Genomic DNA, 21,970 nt, shown 5'->3' with positions numbered 1-21,970 from the left:
AACACTGATTTTTATGGGAGATTCTTATTTTAGGATTTAGAGTTTAAAAATCGGTATTAACCGACATCCCCATTCAACCGTAATTTACACTCCATTTCTTTTCTTAGATATTTAAGTGCTGCAATTTTCCAGTAGTTTACTGTCGTGCGGCTTTTCCCATACATTTCTCCGATTTTCTTATCCGTATATCCAAAGAAAAAATACAGTACCAAAACTTCCTGCCGCAGCTTGGGTAAACCGGAAAATACTTTTGCCAATCGTTCATTTTCTATTACGATTCTCTCGCCGCACACAATCAATTCCATCGAACTTGTTTGCTTCGCAAAATAGCTGTCTGTTGTAGACGGATTGTAATACCTTCCCTCCATGAGATAATCAAGGGATATTTCCCGTTTCTGACGCCTGGCAATATCCCGATAAGCAGACAGGGAAGCATTGCGGAGAACAACTTTACAAAAGGCTGCAAAAGTGTACTCGATATGCTCTTTGTATTGCTCTGAATCGTTCATTGTTTCACCCCCTTTCTTCCCAGTAAGGATTATTGCAACAAATACCTATACAATAGAAAAACTCATGGGTATTTGAAGATTATTCGATACAAACACACACTAAATGATTTGCTAGGCATACTTAGTCTGTTGCGAGATACAGTTTTTTGATAAATTAAGAGCACCATGTAAGCAAAAAAACGGGTACGACAGCACTTCCTCAATACCGCCGTAGTTTTTCAGAATATAATGAGTAAACGCAAAGAAGCGGCGGCTCTGAAAATCAAAGCCACCGCTTCATAGACGCATGAAAATATCTGCTGTACGACGGCTTTTTTCTTTTGCCGTCGTCCGGCAATTCATATCAGATGTTCAATATTTCCCGACTGTATCTCGGATATATGTTGCGTAATACGCTCCTTAGACCAATCCCACCATTTTATTTTTAACAAAGTGTCAATCGTATCTTGTGAAAAGCGCTTTCTTATCGTCTGTGCAGGTACACCGCCAACGATTGTATAAGGTGGAACATCTTTCGTAACAACTGCACGCGTTCCAATAATTGCACCGTCACCAATCGTAACGCCTGATAAAATGACCGCTTCATAACCAATCCAAACATCATTCCCAATAACAATATTCCCCTTGTTATCCCATGCTTTCGTAATATTCCTTACATCTAATCCCCATTCTTCAAAAAAGATAGGAAATGGGTAGGTTGACAAGGAAGATAACGTATGATTTGCGCTATTGAAAATAAATTTTGCTCCGCATGCTATGGAACAAAATTTTCCGATTATCAGTTTATCTTTATTAACTGGATATTGGTACAAAACATTGTTCTTTTCAAAATCTCTTGGTTCTCTGACAAAATCGTTATATATCGTATAATCTCCAACTATGATATTAGGATTGGTAATAACATTTTGCAGATAAACCGTTTCTTTATCCTTTGAACGAGGATAGATTTTCTGCTGCATGACTACTCCTTTCCTGCTGCTCTGACGGAAACACAAACTTTGTAATATGTTCAAAGTGGTTATTCTCTGCATACCATACTGCCTGTTCTTTCACAGAGTAAACAAATGAAACTCTAGTAGCCCATTCACCCTCTTGCCGAACAGTATGAAGCAATGCAAATGCGTCAGAGATTGAAAAATCATTTTTATAGCTGTCTAATAATTGCAAAGCTCTTTCGTATCGGTTATCGCCCTGCACAATAAAATTTTTTGTACTTTCCGGATTCATCAAAGAGTAATTCGTTATTAAGGAATATCTTTTATGTTCTTCCCAATATCCAATCCCCGGCTCGATTATCAACACGCGTCCATAAACATCTGATAACATCGCCTGCATAGTAGCGTCCGGCGCATAGGTAATCCTCTTTGACTTTAAAATTTGAAGCACTTCATCAAAAGAAATCTGTGCTTTGATAAACTGCTCCGTCAAATCTGCAATCGTCATACAGTTTGGGCAGTCTTGATATGCTCCGGCAGGGTTTCCATGTACATATAATAACGTCCCAACATTTCCATTTTTATTAACTCCATGATAAGAATGATACGTTCCATCTGGTCGCAAAATTCCGATATAGAAACGCTCCTTTTCTTCAATCACTTTATGTTTCCATACAGAGAGGTCAATATCAAGATTGAACCCTGTAATCATATCATCTCCACGATAAACAAATCTAGTACACATAACATTCACCTTTCATAAAACTATCTTATGTCTTTCTTTTATTTTATCGCCATTATGGTAGAGATTCTATACACCATACAGTACAAACCAATCTGTATAAAATAAGAGGCTGTAAAACACAGCCCCTTACGGTTATTTCTGATATATAATTTTCCGAACAGCATAGAAAGATAAACCATATTTTTCAGACAGGCATTCCATAGAAATGCCATTCTGATACTCTCTTTTTATTTGCTCATTCCGTTGTTCCAATTCTTGCCGATAGCCGGAAACTTCTCCCCAACGCTTTTGCTGCTCCTGTTCGATAGGAACATAGATATATCCACCTTGAACATAATTCTGTAATTCTTTTACCAATGCGTCTGGAAGAATCAGTTTTGCATTAAAATACTTCATGCGGACTTTCCTCCTTGATGTGATAGTCAAGTAGCAAAGCCAGCATTTCTATTCTGCGACTATGATTACTCCATGCAAATGTCGCAATCTACTGGCTTTGCATGGAGGAAAACATCATTTTTCCTTTTTTCATTTATGCACATCTTAATCACTTCTTTCTTTTTTCAAAAAAAATATCTGCTTGAATTTAGTGTAGCACAATCATAATTTTCTATCAACCAATCAAAAAATTCTTTTTCATACTTGTATTAAAACTAATATTATTTTTATAAAATTGACAATAATGTTTTCTTATATCTTAAATTCTCCATTAATTTTTTCTACAAAAAATTCTACAATAGACTCTTTTAATAATGTTGCGTTTGTTGTAATTGTAAATATTACTTTTTTCCCCATAAAACAATTTTTCTATATAAAAAGCACATTTTTTGATTAAATCAAATTTTAATAAAGGTTCGCCTCCATAAAATCCAATTATAATTCTTGTACTTTCTCTAGAATGTTGATACAAAAAATCTATTCCTTTTTGAGCTAAATCAATGACATCCTTTTATTGTTGTGAGACCGTGTTCGATAATTTCCGGAATACACGCAATATTCACATCTCAAATTACAATTTTGTGTTACTTGTAAAATTAAGAAATTTAATTTTGTGTCATAATAATAAGACAAGTAATCGGTTGCAGGATGTTTAGTTGTTATAACTCGTTTTGACTTTAAATAGCCCCTTTCGTACAACTGTTCTATATAAGTTTTTACATAATCTGTTTTTTCTCCTTTCCCAGCTAAATACATATAAACATCATCTGGCAATTGTATGATTTCATCTTTATTAACATCATAACAATATTGACCTTTTGTAGTTTTAAACAAGTGAATAAATGGCTTTTCTATCACATTCTTATCTCCTTATTTATATTTATCCTTTAACCAACACCCCGTTTTGTAACTGATAACATTTTTCACTCCACTTGGCAAATTCCAAATCATGTGTCACTAAAAGAATTGACTTATTTATATTTTCATGGAGATCTTTAAATATTTTTTCTACATTTTTCTTAGACTGTTCGTCCAGATTCCCTGAGGGCTCATCCGCCAAAAGGATATCCGGATCATTAAACAGCGCCCTTGCAATTGCGACCCTTTGCTTCTCGCCACCTGAAAGTTCTTTAGGGTATTTAAGCAATAGCCTATTGTCAATCTGTAAATAATTTGCTAATTCTTCCGCACGCTCTAATGACTTTTTCTCCTCTGCCTTATCCAAAAGAGCTGGCAAAATCATATTATCAAGTACCGTGAGATGTTCCAAAAGAAAATAGTCTTGAAATATAAATCCAAGTTTTCTTCTACGAAGATCTGCCAATTCATCATTCCACAATTCTTTTTCTTTTACGCCATCAATAATTACATCTCCTTCGGTTGGTATGTCCAATAAACCAACTATTTTTAATAAAGTAGTTTTTCCGCAACCAGAGCGTCCGATAATTGAAATATATTCTCCCTGAGAAATTAAAAAATTGATTCCTTTCAATACTTTAAATTCATCTTGTCCGGGAATTTGATATGATTTTTTGATGTCTTTCAATTCAATCTTCATCTTCTTCTCCCCCTCACGCCATTTTTCAGATTCAAATTATTTAATTGATACCGGTACAATACGAAAGTTAACAGCATTTGCAACAAAAGATATATTGTCCAAATAATAATAAGAGTCATCCAGAGTTTTCTACTTTCTGCTCCCGTTACAAATCGCATTTTCCATATAAAAGTTACAACTACAGTTGCAAGAGTATATGCAAAAATCAATGGCAGCGATATAAACCGACAAATTTCTCTCCATAGACTGTGTTTGACTTGTTTTTTATGCATTCCGAGACAAAATAATGTCTGAAATCTCTTTTGTTTCTCTTCCTGTTCAAATTCTATTTTTATAAAACAGAAAATAAATACACAAAAAACTGATAATAACATCTCTATCGAAGTTGATATTTGTTCTAATTTCCTCTCTGCTTCCATATCTGTAATCTTTTCTGTTTTGCTGTAATAAGGTTGAATTAAACGATCCCATGAGGAATCTTCCATATGCCTAGATGCAAAAACAGAAAGTACTTTCTCTACTTCTTTTTTGTTTTTCTCTAGACAATCAACGAAGTACAAAACGGATGGCCCGTCCACATCATGCAGCTGATTAAAGTAATCGTCTGAAAATACAACAATATGTTCTTGGATTCCTCTTTCAAATACTCCCGTTAAAACTTTTCTCTCCTGCCCAATCACTTTTCTTGGCGGATAATAATTTTCTCTAGCAAAAGGATTATACCAACGAAGCGGCTGCCCTTCTTTGATAAAAGGTGTCCTTCTATTCATATACCACTCCAAAGGATGGGCCTTTACAGAACAATCTTCCTGATAAACTACATAAATTTCATCTTCAGACAATGTGAAGTTGGATATATTCTTTTTTTCATCTGTACATAAGCTTTCATAAGTACTTCTGGAGATTCCTATATGCTGTCCCTGAGGCCAGATAATTTTACGATAATAGTTATTAGCAATATCGATCCAATCCGTAGGATTTCCCTGTACGGATGTAACCCTGATCATCGGATATGACTTTACATCTGCCAGATTTTTATCTCTCAATTCTGTGAATAATTCTTCATCTTCTGGATACGCCATACAAACATACTCATGCGGAAACAATGTGTCCGGTGAAGGTGCTGAAAGTTTTCCGGCCATAGTTACAGACAAAAATCCTAAGAAAATAAAATGGAAAGCAAAAACCACAGATTGAAGGCCTGCTTCTTTAAAAAAACCGCTTTGCATAGGAATTTTATCTAAAAGTACTTGAAAGTTTTGCGCTTTTCCTCTTCTATTCAAACTCTCCAAAAGTCGAATGGAACATAAAACGCATATACCACCTAATATAATACCATACACAAAGATGTTTAAACTTTCCCCATTTCTTCTCTGCATATATCTTCCGATAGAAAAGACCAGATAGCCTAACGATAGCATAACCGTAATTACAGCAACACCTTTCGTAGGAGTCGAAAGTTTCCTGATATTTCTTTTTTCTCCCCGCAATTCCTTTCGCAACAAAATTGATGAAAGCCAAATAATTACTCCCGATAAACACAGATATAATAATCCTGATAAAAAGTAAAGCTGAAGTTGAGTCCTTCCATCTATCAATACACCAAGTTCCTTTTTCAACATCACCCTTAATAGATTGTAAATTCCTACACCAATGATATAGCCCGGAATCATTGACAATACAATCATAAACTCATATTCCATTTTCCATGCAATACTATTAAGTCTTTCTCTACTTCCCAAAGTCCAGAACAAATTTCTTCTTTCTTGATGATTATGGACATAATTAAAAAATGCTGCTATTGCAAAAAAGATATAAAAAATAGTAATAACCAGAAGTCCATTGGTCAAAATTCCATTTAGCCCCTCCGTAGGAAGAACAGCCTTTGCGCTATAGTTTTTCTGAAATTGTTCTTTCACTGCAAATAAAGCAAATGCTGACCCGAGAAGGATTCCATTACCGATGCATACTAAAACAACCGCCTTCGAAGGATGTAATGCATCTTTTCGAATAATTTTTCGTAACCTTCTATCATAATTCCCGGGAAATGCAAGTCTCTGTTTCCTCTCTTCTTTTTCCGTCCGATTTTTAATCTTATGAATTTCCCATTCATTAGTAAAACGATCAACATCCGACAAATAGCATTCCATCATAAATTCAAGAAATACAAAAATTGCTTGAAAAAAAGGAGCTGTTAACAATTCATATCCTTGAAATGCAAAAAAGGCGGCAACGCTGATCAATTCTGATATATTAATGATTTCTCCCAACAAATAGTAATTTTTCCTGAATACCAGCAATACTGCTTTGACTCCAGAAAGAATCCCTACCACCATAGGAAAAATCAAAAATATCAGAAGAAGATAAACGCTTCCTCCCATATCTGCCATGGTATATAATTGTTTGTCAAAAACTGCTTGTTTATAGAACTCTATAATAGTATAGCTTTCACCATTCAGCACCGTCCACGGATAAAAAACAGACATAAAAACCCCTGCCGAAAAAATGATACATAAAATTCTAAATACTTTCTTACGCATATGCACGCCTTTCTTCCAATATCGGGTTTAAATGAAAGACTTAGTAAGTTTATAGTTTCTTATCACATTCCAGTTCTTCCAGTTCTATTTTGCCATACATATCACGCCCCTCATTTTAATATATGAGATATTATACAATAATTTGCAATAAAAGTATATAATATTTAGAATATTCTTTCAATTTTTTAAAAATCCATTAATTTAATTTGTTTGATAACTCTTAAAAACATTCGTATAATAGTGCTTCTGTTTCTATCCATACAAATAAGTACAATCCAGGATATAACAGGCATTGGCAATACAAGTGCACAGGATTATTTCTTAAATGAAGACGACTTATTTGATGACGAGGCTGGCGTGGAAGGTTTTTATATCTTCTAAGCCGTGTCGTCTCATCGTCATACCCAGACAAGAGTTTATCTAACATATATTCGGTAAACTCTTGTCCTTTTTTTCTATTCCTTAAAATCGGAATTTCCTATAAGAAAAATCGCCACCTGTTTTAAGTGACGATTTCCGTTCTGGTTATTCTGTTGTTACCGTATGAGCCAACTGTAATCCTGCCTGCAATCCACTACATAATCCGCATAGACAATATCATCTACGATTTGGAAGATTATCATATACCGTTTCTCAAACAGGATAAAGCGATAGGCGTTTCTTGGGATATATTCCCCTGTGAGCCACGGACATCTCTGCGGCATGGTTTCTAGTGAATTTGCTGTCTTTTCAAATTCTGCCGTCAGCCTTTCTGCCTCTTCTGGACTGACTTGCGCCAGAAATGCAGCATGAGAAACAAGCATCTGTGTCGCCCGTTCTGACACGATAACACGATACCTATTCTGTTTTTCCATGGCCTGCCGCCTCCTTGATTGCACTACGCATCATGGCAGCGACTTCCCCGACAGAATATCCCGTGCTGCCGTGCATCCTGTCCTCCTCAACCGCAAGCAATTCCTCACGGAGTTTTAACATCTTTTCCCTGCGGTTATAGGTTTCAATATCCATAACAACCAAATCTCCCTCGCCATTCTTGGTAAGGAAAATCGGCTCTGCGGTTTTTCTGCACATATCGGCAATCTCGTTGTAATTCTGTCTGATTGCTGCGGATGGACGAATATTCATAACGACACCTCCTTGAATTAGTGGTAGTAATATTCTAACCATATTATACTCATTTCATACAACAAAGTCAACAGCATTACAGAAAAATGCAAATAGCCGTATTTAGCGGCCACTCAGGGCCATCTTCAACGGTCGCTTTCTTTTATTCCAGAGAAGCGTATTTTGCTCCTCTGGATAAATTTATACTGGCTATGAGCGCTCTATAAGAACTATATAACCAGTTGTTATTCCTCAGAGTAACGACTGATTGCAAAGTCATATATAAACAGAAGCTGTATTCTGGCATAATACCGAATCCGTTTTCTGTAACGGCTCAGATCTTCCAGACGATTAAGAACAATCAATTCATCCAACAGATCACAATAGTCTACGAATTTACAGCGATAATTCAGCCTGCAGGCTTCCACACAGCAGGCAGGCAGAAAATAGGATTTTCCAGCTGCTGTTACACCATAGACTCCCACGTTCTGCCGATCCTCAGCACAGAAGCAAGGAAGCGTTTCTGGCTAAAACGCGGTCCATGTTACAGACAAGCGAGAAACTATTTCTTCACAAAAACCTGCTAACAAAAGTCAAGTATTTTTTGGCAGGTTTTTTAAATTATTTAACTAATCTATTTTTGGGTATGACAAAAAGGCTGGCTCTGTGCTCCAGCCTGTACGAACTCGCGGATTTTATGTTCTATTGATAAACAGCCATTACTCTTGCATAATAAATCCGCAGAAATTTATTCAACCCTGCAATCTTTGCATGTTTCTTGCTTTTACCTTCACTTTCCTTTTTCAAAATATAGTTGTATACAGCATCATCTTTTGGAGCAGGATGACTCTTAAGGACTCTCATCACCTCATATCCGACCTTCCTGAGCGTTGAAGAACCTCGTTTCGTTATCTTGCGTTTTGAACCAATAAACTGTCCCGATTCATACGGCGGCGGGTCGATTCCAGCCCATGCTATGAGTGCCTTTGCGCTGTGCAGTCTTCTTATATCGCCAATCTCTGCAATCAGTTTAACTGCAAGGACATCACCTACTCCGCCCATTTCTCTGACCGTTGAATATTCCGGCAGGGTCTTCGCAAGTTCTTGCATTCGTGTTAAAATGAGAAACAGAGAACTATCTACAGTTCTCAATACCGATATCGCTTCCTGTACTAACATTTTGGTCGATGGGGTACCGGAAGACAGTGTGGAAATACCATTGGAAGCTAATTCATAGACTGCTTCAGCCTTGGATCTGCTTCGGTGGTATTTCTTTTCTTTTGCCCAGTCAAGATACTCCTCTGTGAATTTTTCAAGGCTCATGGCTGTGATTAGATCAAAATGCCAAAATTGCTCCACAAAGTCGCTGAGCTTGTCCTTGCCATTAGCTTCATTCCAACTGTTAAACATCTTCTTAATACCAGGCATCACATAATCCAGGATATGCGTCAATTCCTGCAATGCTTTCACGTGAAGTTCCATATAGTGTCGATACCTGCGACCTAAAAGTTTAAGCTCTGCATAAATTTCTTCATCACCTTTATATCTTTGTAATTTGAACCATTTCTCGATTCCGTAATTTGCAATCATTATTGAATCAAGTTTGTCTGTTTTTGCACCTCGAATACTGTTGTCCTTTGCATATTTCTTCATTGCGAATGGATTAATAACAGATACGAAATATCCTTTTTCGTGAAAGAATGTCAATATAGGCAAATGATAAATTCCTGTAGCCTCCATCACGATCCTTATCTCCCCATCTAGCTTATTTAGCAGATCATCGAGAGCATTCAGCTCCTTCTCCCCATGCAGCATCTCAAAAGGACTACACATAATCTCTCCATACGGCTTCAGTATGCAGACTGTACTTTTTCCCTTGGATACATCAATTCCTACGCTTATCATCCAGAACCTCCTCTAACTGTTTTAGTAATTGTCCCAGCTACACTTATTACCATTCAGTTTAGTTGGTTACGCGGGAGCGAATCCCTACCTGCTTAATCGAATGCTTATAATAAGAGGTTGGTTAACGGTTTTTGTGACGGATGTGGCAATCCAAAAAAGCCGACGTTAGACCAATTACTCCCCTTATTATAATAAAATAAGTGCAGATGTCAGAGTTAATTACTCTCTAACAACTACACTTTTATGGTACTAAATACGCTGCAGTATAAACTTGACCGCATCCACCGGATCAGCGGATTTGAGTATACGATACCTGGATGAGTGTTCGCGGGAATATTGTCCTATATAACATATTTCGCAACTAAATCGGCTTATTTTTGTCCCAAGGAACATTTTCCATTTGACTCTAATGTGCTATACTCGCCTTAACAAAGTAACGAAATGGATAACAGACACGGGAGGTTCAAAGAAATGAAAGTTGTTGTAGCAATGGATTCCTTAAAAGGAAGCCTGACTTCCATGGAAGCCGGTATTGCAGTCGAGGAGGGAATCCTTGCCGCCAAGCCGGATGCAAAAGTCATTGTAAAGCCCCTGGCTGACGGTGGAGAGGGCACCACGGATGCCTTGATCGAAGGAATGAAAGGCGAGCGCGTCGATCTTACGATCACCGGGCCTATGGGAACAAAGGTTCATGCATATTACGGATACTTGGAAGAAACGAAAACCGCCATCATCGAGATGGCTTCTGCCGCCGGAATCACGCTTGTTCCCACGGACAGGCAGGACCCCTTGTCTGCCACCACCTACGGCGTAGGCGAGATGATCAACGATGCTATCACAAAGGGATGCCGGAACTTTATAATCGGAATCGGCGGAAGCGCCACCAATGACGGCGGCATCGGCATGCTTAAGGCCCTTGGGTTCGTCTTTCTCGACAGTCAGGGAAATGATGTGGGCGAAGGTGCGCAGGCGCTCTCCAAAGTTGCTGCCATCAACAGCGCTAAAAAAAATCCGAGGCTGGCCGAATGCACCTTCCAGGTAGCATGTGACGTAACAAACCCGCTCTGCGGCAAGAGCGGCGCAACCTACATCTATGGGTCTCAAAAAGGCGTGACTGAGGAACAGAAAGACGCCCTGGATCAGGCAATGACCCACTATGCGCAGATAACCGCCGATACCTTCGGCTGCAGTTATGCAGAAACAGAAGGCGCCGGAGCAGCCGGCGGCCTTGGCTTTGCCTTCCTGAGTTTCCTGAATGCAAGACTTACCCCGGGAATCGACCTGATTCTGGACGCTGTGGGGTTGGAAGAAGAGTTAAGAGACGCGGATGTGGCCGTCACCGGAGAAGGCCGTCTGGATCATCAGACCGCCATGGGAAAGGCTCCTGTCGGAGTTGCCAGGCTGGCCAAAAAGTATAACGTGAAAGTCCTTGCCTTTGCCGGAAGCGTAACCAAGGACGCTGCCTCCTGCAATCAGGCTGGTATTGACGCGTTCTTCCCCATCGTCCGCGGCGTTACCACGCTTGAGGAAGCCATGAAGCCGGAGCGCGCCCGGGAGAATATGCGCGCTTCTGTAGAACAGGCATTCCGGCTTCTGTAATTCTAAGGCTGATGGATATAGATTCTATCTATTTCCAGAGAATATCTGCATATTTCCTGGGTGCTGTCCTTCTGTATGATACAGCGGGATAGCCCAGGAGCATGCAGCAGGATACTCTCTTCTCCCCTATTCCAAGCCATTCCCGCAGCGTCTGGCTTAATCCTATCACCCGCATCATATAGCCGCTGTACAGCGCGCCAAGTCCTTCCGCCACAGCCATGTTCTCTATGTTGGCTGCCGCCAGCCCTCCATCTAAAGGATTATTGGAGGCGATGACAAGAAAGGCGGGCGTATTGAAAAAGAACGTATCGTCCTTGGGGTTCCGCTTCCATTTTAGGTAAAAGAGTTCGAATGCTCTGGCGTAATCCGGGGCATTTTGCTTGAGTTCCTCCAATATAGACGGCATTTCCTTCCAGACAAGTTCCTTGAACTCGTCTAGCTGCTCCTGGATAAATACGTATGTACACGCCTGCCGGTTCTTGGCGGTGGCAGTATAGCGGCCGGCCTTTAGTATCCTTTCTGCCTTCTCGCGCTCAATCTTTTCCGGCTTGAAGTTGCGGATGCTTCTGCGGAACTTTACCGCATGAAGATAATGTTCCGCTTTCAGCGTAAATGTGTCTTTGTCATATGCTTCTACATCTTCCATATCGTACTCCGGGATAGAGACTGCCTCCGACGGGCATATGGCGACGCAGTGACCGCAGAGCAGGCAGTCTTTATACGCCTCCGCCTTTTCTTCCGTCATCCTGATTGCCGATGCAGGGCAGTCCTTTATACATGCGCCGCAGCCAATACATCTTTCTTTTTCTATTCTGATCATCTGTAATCCTCCTCCTGTTATGCTTGACTATATCTTAGCACAAAAGCCGCTCGATGATACTGTTTTTTTGCGTCCGCTGATAGATGGCCGCCGGAACGGTCATGCACAGAATAAGGATTCCGGCAAACAAAAGGAGATTGCCTGGCCATGGCATGGAATAGTCAATCCTGTAGATATTCATTCCCTCAAACACGGCATGACTTAAAGGAAGCCCCAGGATAACGGATATGATGATCGATACCACTGCATATCCGCTCCCTTCCAGGACCAGCATTTTCCTGATCTGCCCAGATGTCATTCCAATGCTTTCTAACGTGGCAAATTCCCTGGAACGGTTCTGCACGCTGGCGGCCATCATATTAAAGTAGTTAAGCGCGGCCAGCAGCGCCATAATAGCCGCAACACTGTTTCCCAATACCTTTACCTGTATCTCTGTTCTTTTCATTTCTGAATAGCGTTCCAGTTTTGAATCATAGGTAATCTGCTTCTCACCTTCAAATACTTGTTTCACTTCTTTCTCCGTTTTCCCGGAAAATGTCTCGTCATATGTTACCTGAATCAGTTCGCAGAATGGCTCTCCCATGAGGGTGTTCATATACTCCTGGCTCACCATCATGACCGGATTATAGCCCCCGGCGAAATAAGCAGGGGAGTCTTGGCTGATTGCCGCAATCCGCACTTTCTCCTCCTGGCTTGGCCGAAGGCCGTCCGGGAGGGTGAACGCAACCGTCTTTCCGATCACATCGCCCATATCAATCTGCAGAAAGTCTTCTAAAATTGTGATCTTTCCTTCCCGGAATTCCTCTTCATCCAGCACATTCCCCAGTTCCTTATTTATTCTTTGAAATTCCGTCTGGTCAATCCCTACAAGCCGCGTCGTAAACCGGCTGCCTGCAGGATTATTTTGGTAGGATTCCATATCTTCTTCATAATCTCCGCCCGGCGTGTATCTAGACTGGTACAGTTCTTTATAGAATTCTCCATAGACCTCTTTCTGGTATGGAACAACCGCTTCTGTGGATGTCACGCTTTCTACGCTCTTAACCCCGCTTATCTTGCAGATTGCCTGGATCTTTTCTTTCGTAAGCAAGGGCTTTTGGTCATCCAACGTAGTCTCATTCTTGAATCGTATGTCATAATTGTAAGTGGCATTCAAGATAGACTTGGCATCATTCTCCTTTACCACGACATTCATAATGAGAAAGACGGTCACTGCCACAATAAAAGAAGCGTAGATGACTACCGCCTGCTTCTTATCACGGGTGATATTCCGGACAGCCATAGCGCCTATCCCGGCATCCCTTTCTCTTCCCTTTTTTCTCTTTCCTGATTCTGGAATATAGCGCATTGCCTCCACCGGCGAGCAATCTCCAGCGATCTTTGCGGGCTTCCTGCTGCCTGCCTGGTTCGTAAGGAACGCAAAGGCCGCAGCCAGTAGATAGATCCATGGCTTGATAACGGTGATTTCCGCCGGATCTAAAGTAGGATTCACGATTTGCAGGATCTGCAGGATCACGCCTTTAGAAACGATCAGGCTAAGCAGCAGTCCCAGCGGTATCCCTATGGCGCAGTTCCATACGACCTCCTTTGTAATCATCCGCTTCATCTGCCCGGATGTCATGCCAATGGTTTTTAACTGCCCATAGTATCGGATATCCTTTGAGATTGATATATACAGCATATTATAAATAAAAAGATAACCGCTAAGCAGGATCATCGCCATTATCCCCAGCAGAATGGCTGCTGTCTTCAAAAAGTTGGAAATCGTGTCATAGTCAGCAAGCAGCGACTGCATCTTACCAAGGGAGATGGAATTTTGCATATCCACAATGTCTTTCTTGGAATATATGGGACTTTTCAAGGTAATCAGCAGTTCTCCCTGGGTCAGATCCGTCTGGCTCGCCCCGGATCTGTCATAGAATTCCCGGGATACAAGCCCTCTGGATCTTCCGGAATAATCCCGGAACCAGCCGGACAGGATAAATTCTTCTTGCTCAGATTCCTGTGTTTCATTCTCATCTGACAGCGTGAAATATTCCAGCGTGATCGCCATTCCCGGTTTTGGATTTGTGATCCCCATAGCATGTAAGGCGTCGGTCGACAGCATAATCTCACTCTTTTTCTTTGGATAGGTCCCTTCATGGGACTCAAGCGCAGGAATACATTGTTTCTCCCATGCTGTCTGATCCATCCAGTATAACTGAACCTTATCCAGTTCCTTATCTTCGTACTTTTCTGCAATCGCGCATTTGACAGTTACTCCCGCCGCCTCTACTTTATCCATGGCACGGATGATCTTAACCTGGGATTGTTCAGGCTCAGTCAATTCAATGTCGTAATCCATCCCGCTCATACGCATCTGGCGAAGGGATATGGTATTCCAGTAACTCATGCCGACAGCGAATACCACGCCGATCAGGAATGTGGTAAGTATGATGGCAAATATTGTAAGCACATTCCTCTTTTTATTTGCCTTATAGGTCGTGGCGGCAATCTGAGATATCACCTTTCTATTATTAATCTTCGTCATAAGCCTTGCCACCTCCGCGGATCTTCCCATCTTCCATCCGGATGATCCTGCCCGCCATCTGGGCAATCTCAGTATTATGGGTAATCATTACCACCGTCTGCCCAAAGCGCTCGCTGGAAGTCTTGATCAGCCCCAGCACATCCTGGCTGGTCCTGCTGTCCAGATTGCCGGTGGGCTCGTCCGCCAGAACGATAGCCGGCTTAGCTGCAAGAGCCCTTGCTAACGCCACCCTCTGCTGCTGGCCTCCGGAAAGTTGGGAGGGCATGGCAGACTTTTTGTCTCCAAGGCCCAGCATTTCGATAATCTCATTGACATACCTCTTCTGTGGACGGATGCCGTCCAACTTGATGGGAAGAACAATATTCTCATATACATTCATCAGCGGAAGAAGGTTATAATTCTGGAATACAAATCCAATCTTCCTCCGGCGGAATATCGTAAGTTCGTCTTTATCCATGGAAGATATATCTTTCTGTTCGATCATGACTTTCCCAGAGGTCGGCCGATCCAATCCTCCCAGCATATGAAGCAGCGTGGATTTGCCGCTTCCGGACTTGCCTACTATCGCCAGGAATTCCCCCTGCTGAATCGAAATACTGACGCCATCCAAAGCCTTTACCACATTTTCCCCCATCCTGTAGTACTTCTTTAAGTTCTCTGTAACCAATATGTTCATGTCATACCTCCATAACTTATACTAACGCCATCCGGCGCCTGGAAATAATATAGCAAATGCTTCTTTCTCAATTCTTTCTCAAATGTGACAATTTTAACAGAAAAAGAATGTGCCGAAGCACATTCCTGCGGTGTCCAATCAAAAATTGGGAAGATAGATGCAAAAGCAAGTCCCTTTGGCATACTCGGACCGGGCCTCGATATACCCTCCCTGCCTGGATATAATTTCTCTGGCTAGATAAAGGCCGATCCCCATTCCCGGCTCCTTCTTCACATCCCGGGAACGGTAGAACCGTTCAAATACCAGCCCCTGTTCTTCTTCCCTTATTCCTATGCCCTCATCCTGGATGCTGATGCAGGTGAAGGCTTCGTTTGGAGCGATCTCTATTTCCACCTCCGAGCCTTCCGGCGAATACTTCAGCGCATTCTCCAAAATATTCCTCACTGCTTCCAAAGTCCATTTCATATCAAACTTGCAGATAATCCGATCCGTCTCCGGCTGCCTGATCAAAATCCCCTTTTTCAGCGCCTCCGCCTCTACTGCCTGGCAGGCCCTGTCCACCAGTTCTCCCACCGGGGCTGTCCGCGGGCTGACAACGATCATATCCGTCTCCATATATGACGATCTAATTAGTTCTTTCATAAAAAAATCCAGTTTCTCTGCCTGCCCCTGTATCTGATCCGCAAGCATCCTGGATTGCCCATCCAGTTTCTTTTCCTGCAATAGCCCGGTATACAGCATAATATTGGAAAGAGGGGTGCGGATCTGATGGGAGATATCGGAAATCAACGATTTTATCCTGTCCCGGTCCTGATACGCCCGTTCCTTGCCCATACTGGAACTTCTAAGCAGCTTGTTCAGCCGGTCCGCAATCGCCGAATCCATAGATTCATCATACGCATATGCTCCCTCTCCTCCTTCAAGGGCATCATCCAGCCTTTGAAGCAGGACTTCCATCTCCTTCTTCTTATTCCTGCCGTCTCTTGCAAGCACAAGAATGGCAACGTCCAGTAATAAAATTATGATTCCCGCGATTCCTGCCATATGTATCCCTTCCCATATACGGTCCTTATATATTCCGGCTTGGAGGGGCTATCCTCCAGTTTGTCCCGCAGACGCCGGATGCCAACGGACAGGGCATTGTCTTCCACATACTCCGTTCCATCCGGCCAGACCCACTCCATCAGCCGCTCCCTGGTAAGTATCCTGCCCGCGTTAGTGACAAGAAGATACAGGATCCTCTGTTCCGTGCGGCTAAGTTCCACCGGGATATGATCCTTATAGAATTCCATGGATTCAAAGCGGAAACGAAACGGCTCCTTTACATACTCCTGCTTAGAGTCGCCTATGGTCCGGCGAAGCAGCGCCCGGATCCGCGCCCTTAGGACCATCAGGCTGAAGGGCTTCGTGATATAGTCATCCGCGCCGCACTCCAGGCCCTTTACGATATCCAGTTCCATATCCCTGGCGGTCAGAAGCATGATAGGCACTTTGCTTCCCCTCCTGATCTCTCTGCAAAGTTCCAGTCCGCTTCCATCCGGAAGATTAATATCCAGAATCAGCAAATCGAACCTCTTTTCTCTTTGCATTTTCTTTGCTTCCTTAATCGTCCCGCAAAGCGTGAAAGAAAGATCATCGCTTATCAGGGCCATCTCTATCCCCTCTGCCAGTTCCTGGTCATCTTCCAGAACTAAGATCTCCTGCATCATCGCAACCTCCATGATTTATTTTGGGCAAGTATATCTCGCCATTCCTTTGCTGTGACTTCCATACTCTATTGCCTCGCTGAGGCAGTTCTTTTCCAGCCACTCCTGCAAGATGCGAAAAATCACGATTCGGCCTCCTTAATATTGATTTATTTCTGCGCGCTGATCAGTTGGATGCTTCCATAGATCAGATTGACCAAATCGGCAATGTCCTTCCATCCTGTTTCATCCACGATCAAATAGTAGTAGCCTGCAAATAAAAAGTCAATAGGAAATTGCTGCATCAAAGTAAATTGCAAGAAAAAAGCAAGAATATAAACATAGCATTTTCATAACACTATGTTAAAATGTTCTTACTTGTACTTATAAAGGAGGGACTGTCTCGTGTCAAAAGCAACACTATTCGACAGTCGTATCAAAAAATACGCTTACTGTGAGCCATCGGAAATCTATCGAGACATTGGCGCATCTCCGGATGGGCTGCCCATTGAGCAAATTGAGTCGATGCGGGAGAAGTATGGAAAGAACAGTTTCAATGAGCGAAAAAATGATACGATGATGCAACGATTGCGACGGGCATTTATTAACCCGTTTCATGTGATTCTTTTTGTTCTGGGTATTGTTTCTCTCATTACGGATGTTTTCGTAGCATCCAATTTTGCGAGAAACGCTACTACTGCCATTATCATCTTTTCCATGATCCTAATTAGTGGTGTCATTCGTCTCATTCAGGAGTTGCGGGCAAAGAGCGCTGCTGCTCAGCTTGACCGCCTGATTCATGAAAGCGTCACGGTGAGGCGCGATGGGGAGTTAATGGAGATACCCACCGAAGAATTAGTGATCGGGGATCTCGTTCTATTCTCCGCAGGTGATCGTGTTCCGGCGGATATCAGATTGACGAAGAGCACGGATCTCTTTATCTCCCAGGCCGCCATCACCGGCGAGAGCGCCATCCTTGAAAAGAACTGCCGCAAACTCAGCTACGGAGAGCAGAAGACGCTGACTCAGCTTGAAAACCTCGCTTTTATGGCAACAACTGTTATCAGCGGCAAAGGCGAAGGAATTGTGCTGGCCGTCGGCAAAGACACTCTGTATGGCAGTTTTACAAAGCCCGATTCTGACGACAAAAATTCCTTTCAAAAGGGTGCCAATTCCATTGCCTGGGTCATGCTTCGCTTCATGGCAGTGCTGGTGCCGATTGTGTTTGTGCTCCTCGGTATCACAGGTGGAAAATGGCTGGAGTCCTTTGCTTTCGCTCTGTCGGTGGCCGTCGGACTGATGCCGGAAATGCTGCCTATGGTCATTACAGCCTGCCTTGCCAAGGGCAGCCTTGCCATGAGTAAAAAGCAAACGATTATCAAAGACATCAATGCCATGCAGGGCTTTGGAAGTATGGATGTGCTTTGCATGGACAAGACCGGCACGCTAACCAATGAAAGTATCCTGCTGGAATATTACATGGATATTCTCGGCAATGAAAATACGGAAGTTCTCGATCTGGCATATCTGAACAGTTCCTATCATTCTGGCGTTCGCAACACTATTGACAACGCAATTCTTGCCTGTAAGACTATGCCCGGGCGTGAAACCCATTATACCGACCTTTTGGCCCAGTATCAAAAGGCGGACGAAATTCCCTTTGACTATGCCCGCAAGTTTGTCAGCACCCTTGTGCGAGATAGCGATGGCGAGTGCCAGATCATTATGAAAGGTGACATTAGGCATATCGTTTCCCGTTGCAGCCATGTAGAATATCGGGGTGAAACTCTGCCGATTGAAAAGGATGGTATGCAGAGCGTATCTTCTGTGGTAGATGATATGCTAAAGGAGGGTATGAAGGTCATTGCTATCGCACGGAAAAATGTAGGCCATCAAAGGGAGATCACACCCGCTGACGAATTTAATATGACTCTGGTGGGCTATCTGTCCTTCTTTGATGCGCCCAAGCAAACCGCAAAAGAATCCGTGGCGGCCCTCAAGAGGCTAAAAGTGGCTCCTAAGATTCTGACGGGAGATCAGGCGGCCATTGCGGTGTCTGTTTGTCGTCGGGTGGGCATCTCTGCCGAGACTGTGCTGACCGGTGCAAAACTGGATGAAATGACAGACAGTGAGCTTCGCACAGCAGTTGAGGAAATCCATGTTTTTGCGGAACTTACTCCGGGTCAAAAGGTGCGTCTGGTATCCGCTCTGCGGGAAAACGGTCACTCGGTGGGTTTCCTTGGTGATGGCGTCAATGACATCCCGGCACTTTGCGAGGCCAATGTGGGCATCTCGGTGGACACGGCAGTGGACGCAGCCAAAGATGCAGCCGATGTGGTTTTACTGCAAAAGGATCTCAATGTCCTGGAACAAGGTGTTTTGGAAGGGCGCAAGACCTTTACCAATATGCTCAAATACATCAAGATCACCGCCAGCTCCAACTTTGGTAATATTTTCGCCATCATATGCGCCAGCGCATTTTTGCCGTTTCTGCCCATGACATCCATCCAGATTCTGCTTCTGAATCTGCTGTACGATATTCTGTGTATTGTTCTGCCTTGGGACAATGTGGACGAGGAAGAAACCCTGTCTCCGAGAGATTGGTCGGGCAAAACTTTGGGACGGTTTATGATGTCATTCGGGCCGATCAGCTCTTTGTTTGATATTGCGACCTTCCTGTTCCTGTATTATTTCCTGTGTCCCATGCTGTGTGGAGGAGCAACCTACCTGAATATTACAGATCCTTCTTTGCAGCTTCAGTATGTGTCACTGTTCCAGACGGGGTGGTTTTTGGAATCCATGTGGACACAGGTGCTGATCCTGCATTTTCTGCGAACACCCAAAGTTCCTTTTATGCAGAGCAGGTCATCTACGCCTGTGATTTGCATAACGCTGGCCGGAATCGTTGCCTTTACAGCCATTACCTTTACCAGCGGTGCATCGCTGTTCGGCCTGACGATGCTGCCGCTTTGGTATTTTGCATTTTTGCTGATCGTAGCGCTTGCGTATATGCTGTTGACTACGGTAGCAAAATATTTCTATAAGAAGAAGTACCAGGAGTTGATTTGAAAGGAGGAATTCATCGTGAAAAAGAATATCAGTTTTATCCCTATGGATTCCGCCCTTGAAATTTGGCTGCTGGAAAAGCTGATTAAAGAGCCGCCGAAAAGTGACTGTGTGGAAGATTTACTGTCTGGCGTCCGGGATCTGATCAGCGGAGAGGTATCTTCTTTGCTTTTGGGAGCATCAGAAGAAACAGAACTGCCTGCCGGTGTTTTGTCGGACGGGATTCTAATTGGAGAATTAGAGATTCATCCGAAAAGCAGAAAGGTCCTGCTGAAAGGTTCAGAAATCAGCTTGACCCCAAAAGAGTTTGACATTCTGTATTTTCTTGCTCAGAATCGGGGCGAGGTCTTTACTAAAGAGCAGATTTATCGCGCAGTCTGGGAAGAGGATTATCTGCTGGATGACAGCAACATCATGGCATTTGTCCGAAAACTGCGAAAGAAGATTGAGCCTGACCCCGATGCGCCGAAGTACATTTTGACTATCTGGGGCATCGGGTACAAATTTAATGACCAACTATAACATAGGCGGACTGAGACTACTTTCGGTTTCAGCCCGCCTAAATTCTTGCCAAATCGCAAGGAAATCGCAAGGTTTTAGACATGTGATTTTCCTTGCGATTTTTATATACTGTTCGTGGTCGAAGGGAGGCGATTCACATGTTTTACACCGATTTTGTTTTAAGAATCTCCCTCTCCTTGGTGCTTGGCTTTCTGATTGGATTGGAACGGCAGCTAACCGGCCATCCGGCGGGTATTCGTATCAATGTGTTAATTTGCATGGGAACCAGTTTCTTTACCTTGTTTCCAATGCTCTATGGCTCGGATCAGGTATTTCGTGTCGGGAGCAGTATTATATCTGGTGTTGGTTTTTTGTGCAGTGGTGTGATTTTCAAGGACAGCGGAACAGTGCGTGGAATGAATACTGCGGCAACGCTATGGTGTACAGCTGCCATTGGCATTCTTGCAAGTACAGGGATGTATGCAATGGCAATCACCGCCGCTGGTATTTTGATTGTCTCCAACTTGATTCTGCGACCTCTTGCAAGAAAGTTGAATCCAATCACAGCCGGTGATGAATCTGAAAAACAATATCGTATTTCGGTCACTTGCCAGGAAGATGCAGAGCAGGAAATTCGTCTGTTGCTTATTAACAGCAATCCTTGCAAAACGCTGTTCCTGAATAATCTGGAAAGCGGCGATGTTGTTGGTGATAAGGTTGAGATCATTGCGAAATACTGTTCTGTCGGAAAACCTAAAAACAATGTTTTAGAGGGAATCGTTGGGCAGGCACTGGCAATCCCGGAAGTTGTAAGTGCTGGTTGGGAGGTGTTGTGAGTGAAGACGAAAATCAAAGATTACAAACTGGCAATTTTCTTTGCACTTTACTCCGTGTTCACAATAATATGTGGCTGTTTAAGTTGGATGTTCTCTAAACAGAGAAGTTTCTGAGACTAAATAAACTAAAAAATAAAATCAAGTATTGGAAGGAGTGAGAAAATATGGACTTTACATGCATCTTTTTCGGAGTTCTTTTTACTATTGCAGGCTTCTTGTTTGCCTGTGGAAAAGGATATATTCATCTTTCTGCGTGGAAAAATATGCCGCAGGAAGAGAAAGATAAAATTAAAATTATCCCGCTTTGCCGTAACATCGGGGAAGTCATTGCACTTAATGGCATTATCTTTCTGATGAAGGGGCTTTGGTCAGGATTTTCAAACCACTGGTTTGTGTGTGCGATGACTGCATGGCTAATCGTTGCAGGCTTTGATGTCTGGTATATCGGAAAGAGTAACCGCTATCGTAATCAATAATCCGCATTGCGGTTTCACATAGATATTTTTTAAAACAGTGAGGTGAGAGA

Annotated in this window: 22 protein-coding genes; 5 read left to right on the top strand and 17 right to left on the bottom strand. The window is 42.7% G+C overall.

What is annotated here, in order from left to right:
• Positions 1 to 56: 56 nt before the first annotated feature.
• From HDCHBGLK_RS08975 to HDCHBGLK_RS08925, 11 genes are all read right to left on the bottom strand, one after another.
• Positions 57 to 509, bottom strand: coding sequence for an RNA polymerase sigma factor (locus HDCHBGLK_RS08975; RefSeq protein ID WP_004608360.1), 453 nt, complete (start codon positions 507 to 509; stop codon positions 57 to 59).
• A gap of 338 nt (positions 510 to 847) precedes the next feature.
• Positions 848 to 1,468 carry a CatB-related O-acetyltransferase gene (locus HDCHBGLK_RS08970; RefSeq protein WP_004608361.1) on the bottom strand — a complete coding sequence of 207 codons (621 nt, stop codon included), beginning with the start codon at positions 1,466 to 1,468 and terminating at the stop codon, positions 848 to 850.
• Positions 1,434 to 2,156 carry a hypothetical protein gene (locus tag HDCHBGLK_RS08965; RefSeq protein WP_004608362.1) on the bottom strand — a complete coding sequence of 241 codons (723 nt, stop codon included), beginning with the start codon at positions 2,154 to 2,156 and terminating at the stop codon, positions 1,434 to 1,436. The genes HDCHBGLK_RS08970 and HDCHBGLK_RS08965 overlap by 35 nt, the downstream gene beginning before the upstream one ends.
• Positions 2,157 to 2,321: 165 nt before the next feature.
• Positions 2,322 to 2,585: a CD3324 family protein gene (locus HDCHBGLK_RS08960; RefSeq protein WP_004608363.1), complete on the bottom strand. Its 264-nt coding sequence runs from the start codon at positions 2,583 to 2,585 to the stop codon at positions 2,322 to 2,324.
• 531 nt (positions 2,586 to 3,116) lie between these two features.
• Complete coding sequence (locus HDCHBGLK_RS08955) at positions 3,117 to 3,482, bottom strand: hypothetical protein (protein WP_050755157.1); 366 nt, start codon at positions 3,480 to 3,482, stop codon at positions 3,117 to 3,119.
• A 22-nt stretch (positions 3,483 to 3,504) separates the two neighbouring features.
• Complete coding sequence (locus tag HDCHBGLK_RS08950; RefSeq protein WP_004608365.1) at positions 3,505 to 4,182, bottom strand: ABC transporter ATP-binding protein; 678 nt, start codon at positions 4,180 to 4,182, stop codon at positions 3,505 to 3,507.
• Positions 4,179 to 6,722 (bottom strand): FtsX-like permease family protein, encoded by a 2,544-nt coding sequence (locus tag HDCHBGLK_RS08945; protein ID WP_004608366.1) that lies wholly within the window; start codon positions 6,720 to 6,722, stop codon positions 4,179 to 4,181. The genes HDCHBGLK_RS08950 and HDCHBGLK_RS08945 overlap by 4 nt, the downstream gene beginning before the upstream one ends.
• A gap of 536 nt (positions 6,723 to 7,258) precedes the next feature.
• Positions 7,259 to 7,576: a type II toxin-antitoxin system RelE/ParE family toxin gene (locus tag HDCHBGLK_RS08940; protein WP_004608368.1), complete on the bottom strand. Its 318-nt coding sequence runs from the start codon at positions 7,574 to 7,576 to the stop codon at positions 7,259 to 7,261.
• Positions 7,560 to 7,847, bottom strand: coding sequence for a type II toxin-antitoxin system Phd/YefM family antitoxin (locus HDCHBGLK_RS08935; RefSeq protein ID WP_039910045.1), 288 nt, complete (start codon positions 7,845 to 7,847; stop codon positions 7,560 to 7,562). Before HDCHBGLK_RS08935 ends, HDCHBGLK_RS08940 begins: the two co-directional genes overlap by 17 nt.
• Positions 7,848 to 8,071: 224 nt before the next feature.
• Complete coding sequence (locus tag HDCHBGLK_RS08930; protein ID WP_004608370.1) at positions 8,072 to 8,311, bottom strand: P-loop NTPase family protein; 240 nt, start codon at positions 8,309 to 8,311, stop codon at positions 8,072 to 8,074.
• Positions 8,312 to 8,528: 217 nt separating this feature from the next.
• Positions 8,529 to 9,731, bottom strand: coding sequence for an IS110 family RNA-guided transposase (locus HDCHBGLK_RS08925; protein ID WP_009249946.1), 1,203 nt, complete (start codon positions 9,729 to 9,731; stop codon positions 8,529 to 8,531).
• Positions 9,732 to 10,202: 471 nt separating this feature from the next.
• Between HDCHBGLK_RS08925 and HDCHBGLK_RS08920 the strand changes: the two genes are divergently transcribed.
• Positions 10,203 to 11,330, top strand: a complete 1,128-nt coding sequence (locus HDCHBGLK_RS08920) for a glycerate kinase family protein (protein WP_039910047.1) — start codon at positions 10,203 to 10,205, stop codon at positions 11,328 to 11,330.
• Between the two features lie 28 nt (positions 11,331 to 11,358).
• On the opposite strand, the gene HDCHBGLK_RS08915 is transcribed toward HDCHBGLK_RS08920, so the two are convergent.
• From HDCHBGLK_RS08915 to HDCHBGLK_RS19555, 6 genes are all read right to left on the bottom strand, one after another.
• On the bottom strand, positions 11,359 to 12,150 hold the full coding sequence (locus tag HDCHBGLK_RS08915; RefSeq protein ID WP_004608375.1) for a nitroreductase family protein: 792 nt from the start codon (positions 12,148 to 12,150) through the stop codon (positions 11,359 to 11,361).
• 34 nt (positions 12,151 to 12,184) lie between these two features.
• On the bottom strand, positions 12,185 to 14,680 hold the full coding sequence (locus tag HDCHBGLK_RS08910; protein WP_004608376.1) for an ABC transporter permease: 2,496 nt from the start codon (positions 14,678 to 14,680) through the stop codon (positions 12,185 to 12,187).
• Complete coding sequence (locus HDCHBGLK_RS08905) at positions 14,667 to 15,356, bottom strand: ABC transporter ATP-binding protein (RefSeq protein ID WP_004608377.1); 690 nt, start codon at positions 15,354 to 15,356, stop codon at positions 14,667 to 14,669. Before HDCHBGLK_RS08905 ends, HDCHBGLK_RS08910 begins: the two co-directional genes overlap by 14 nt.
• 138 nt (positions 15,357 to 15,494) lie before the next feature.
• A complete protein-coding gene (locus HDCHBGLK_RS08900; protein ID WP_004608378.1) occupies positions 15,495 to 16,400 on the bottom strand; it encodes a sensor histidine kinase in 906 nt (301 codons plus the stop codon).
• Positions 16,376 to 17,065, bottom strand: coding sequence for a response regulator transcription factor (locus HDCHBGLK_RS08895; RefSeq protein ID WP_039910050.1), 690 nt, complete (start codon positions 17,063 to 17,065; stop codon positions 16,376 to 16,378). Before HDCHBGLK_RS08895 ends, HDCHBGLK_RS08900 begins: the two co-directional genes overlap by 25 nt.
• Before the next feature lie 146 nt (positions 17,066 to 17,211).
• On the bottom strand, positions 17,212 to 17,346 hold the full coding sequence (locus tag HDCHBGLK_RS19555) for a hypothetical protein (RefSeq protein WP_004608380.1): 135 nt from the start codon (positions 17,344 to 17,346) through the stop codon (positions 17,212 to 17,214).
• Positions 17,347 to 17,446: 100 nt separating this feature from the next.
• On the opposite strand from HDCHBGLK_RS19555, the gene mgtA reads away from it, so the two are divergent.
• From mgtA to HDCHBGLK_RS08870, 4 genes are all read left to right on the top strand, one after another.
• Positions 17,447 to 20,110, top strand: a complete 2,664-nt coding sequence (mgtA, locus tag HDCHBGLK_RS08885; RefSeq protein ID WP_004608381.1) for a magnesium-translocating P-type ATPase — start codon at positions 17,447 to 17,449, stop codon at positions 20,108 to 20,110.
• Between the two features lie 15 nt (positions 20,111 to 20,125).
• Positions 20,126 to 20,629 (top strand): winged helix-turn-helix domain-containing protein, encoded by a 504-nt coding sequence (locus HDCHBGLK_RS08880; protein WP_004608382.1) that lies wholly within the window; start codon positions 20,126 to 20,128, stop codon positions 20,627 to 20,629.
• 137 nt (positions 20,630 to 20,766) lie between these two features.
• Positions 20,767 to 21,444, top strand: coding sequence for an MgtC/SapB family protein (locus tag HDCHBGLK_RS08875; RefSeq protein WP_004608383.1), 678 nt, complete (start codon positions 20,767 to 20,769; stop codon positions 21,442 to 21,444).
• Between the two features lie 164 nt (positions 21,445 to 21,608).
• Positions 21,609 to 21,920 (top strand): DUF3784 domain-containing protein, encoded by a 312-nt coding sequence (locus HDCHBGLK_RS08870; protein ID WP_004608384.1) that lies wholly within the window; start codon positions 21,609 to 21,611, stop codon positions 21,918 to 21,920.
• Positions 21,921 to 21,970 lie beyond the last annotated feature (50 nt).

The organism is [Clostridium] scindens ATCC 35704 (genome assembly GCF_004295125.1).
Classification (GTDB): Bacteria; Bacillota; Clostridia; order Lachnospirales; family Lachnospiraceae; genus Clostridium_AP; species Clostridium_AP scindens.
Note: the sequence above shows the minus strand (reverse complement) of the source record. Positions and strands in the feature narration are given on the sequence as shown.

Coding starts and splice junctions, on each gene's coding strand:
- HDCHBGLK_RS08975 (WP_004608360.1), bottom strand. CDS start 509: ATGAACGATTCAGAGCAATACAAAGAGCATATCGAGTACACTTTTGCA.
- HDCHBGLK_RS08970 (WP_004608361.1), bottom strand. CDS start 1,468: ATGCAGCAGAAAATCTATCCTCGTTCAAAGGATAAAGAAACGGTTTAT.
- HDCHBGLK_RS08965 (WP_004608362.1), bottom strand. CDS start 2,156: ATGATTACAGGGTTCAATCTTGATATTGACCTCTCTGTATGGAAACAT.
- HDCHBGLK_RS08960 (WP_004608363.1), bottom strand. CDS start 2,585: ATGAAGTATTTTAATGCAAAACTGATTCTTCCAGACGCATTGGTAAAA.
- HDCHBGLK_RS08950 (WP_004608365.1), bottom strand. CDS start 4,182: ATGAAGATTGAATTGAAAGACATCAAAAAATCATATCAAATTCCCGGA.
- HDCHBGLK_RS08945 (WP_004608366.1), bottom strand. CDS start 6,722: ATGCGTAAGAAAGTATTTAGAATTTTATGTATCATTTTTTCGGCAGGG.
- HDCHBGLK_RS08940 (WP_004608368.1), bottom strand. CDS start 7,576: ATGGAAAAACAGAATAGGTATCGTGTTATCGTGTCAGAACGGGCGACA.
- HDCHBGLK_RS08935 (WP_039910045.1), bottom strand. CDS start 7,847: ATGAATATTCGTCCATCCGCAGCAATCAGACAGAATTACAACGAGATT.
- HDCHBGLK_RS08925 (WP_009249946.1), bottom strand. CDS start 9,731: ATGATAAGCGTAGGAATTGATGTATCCAAGGGAAAAAGTACAGTCTGC.
- HDCHBGLK_RS08920 (WP_039910047.1), top strand. CDS start 10,203: ATGAAAGTTGTTGTAGCAATGGATTCCTTAAAAGGAAGCCTGACTTCC.
- HDCHBGLK_RS08915 (WP_004608375.1), bottom strand. CDS start 12,150: ATGATCAGAATAGAAAAAGAAAGATGTATTGGCTGCGGCGCATGTATA.
- HDCHBGLK_RS08910 (WP_004608376.1), bottom strand. CDS start 14,680: ATGACGAAGATTAATAATAGAAAGGTGATATCTCAGATTGCCGCCACG.
- HDCHBGLK_RS08905 (WP_004608377.1), bottom strand. CDS start 15,356: ATGAACATATTGGTTACAGAGAACTTAAAGAAGTACTACAGGATGGGG.
- HDCHBGLK_RS08900 (WP_004608378.1), bottom strand. CDS start 16,400: ATGGCAGGAATCGCGGGAATCATAATTTTATTACTGGACGTTGCCATT.
- HDCHBGLK_RS08895 (WP_039910050.1), bottom strand. CDS start 17,065: ATGATGCAGGAGATCTTAGTTCTGGAAGATGACCAGGAACTGGCAGAG.
- HDCHBGLK_RS19555 (WP_004608380.1), bottom strand. CDS start 17,346: ATGCAGCAATTTCCTATTGACTTTTTATTTGCAGGCTACTACTATTTG.
- HDCHBGLK_RS08875 (WP_004608383.1), top strand. CDS start 20,767: ATGTTTTACACCGATTTTGTTTTAAGAATCTCCCTCTCCTTGGTGCTT.
- HDCHBGLK_RS08870 (WP_004608384.1), top strand. CDS start 21,609: ATGGACTTTACATGCATCTTTTTCGGAGTTCTTTTTACTATTGCAGGC.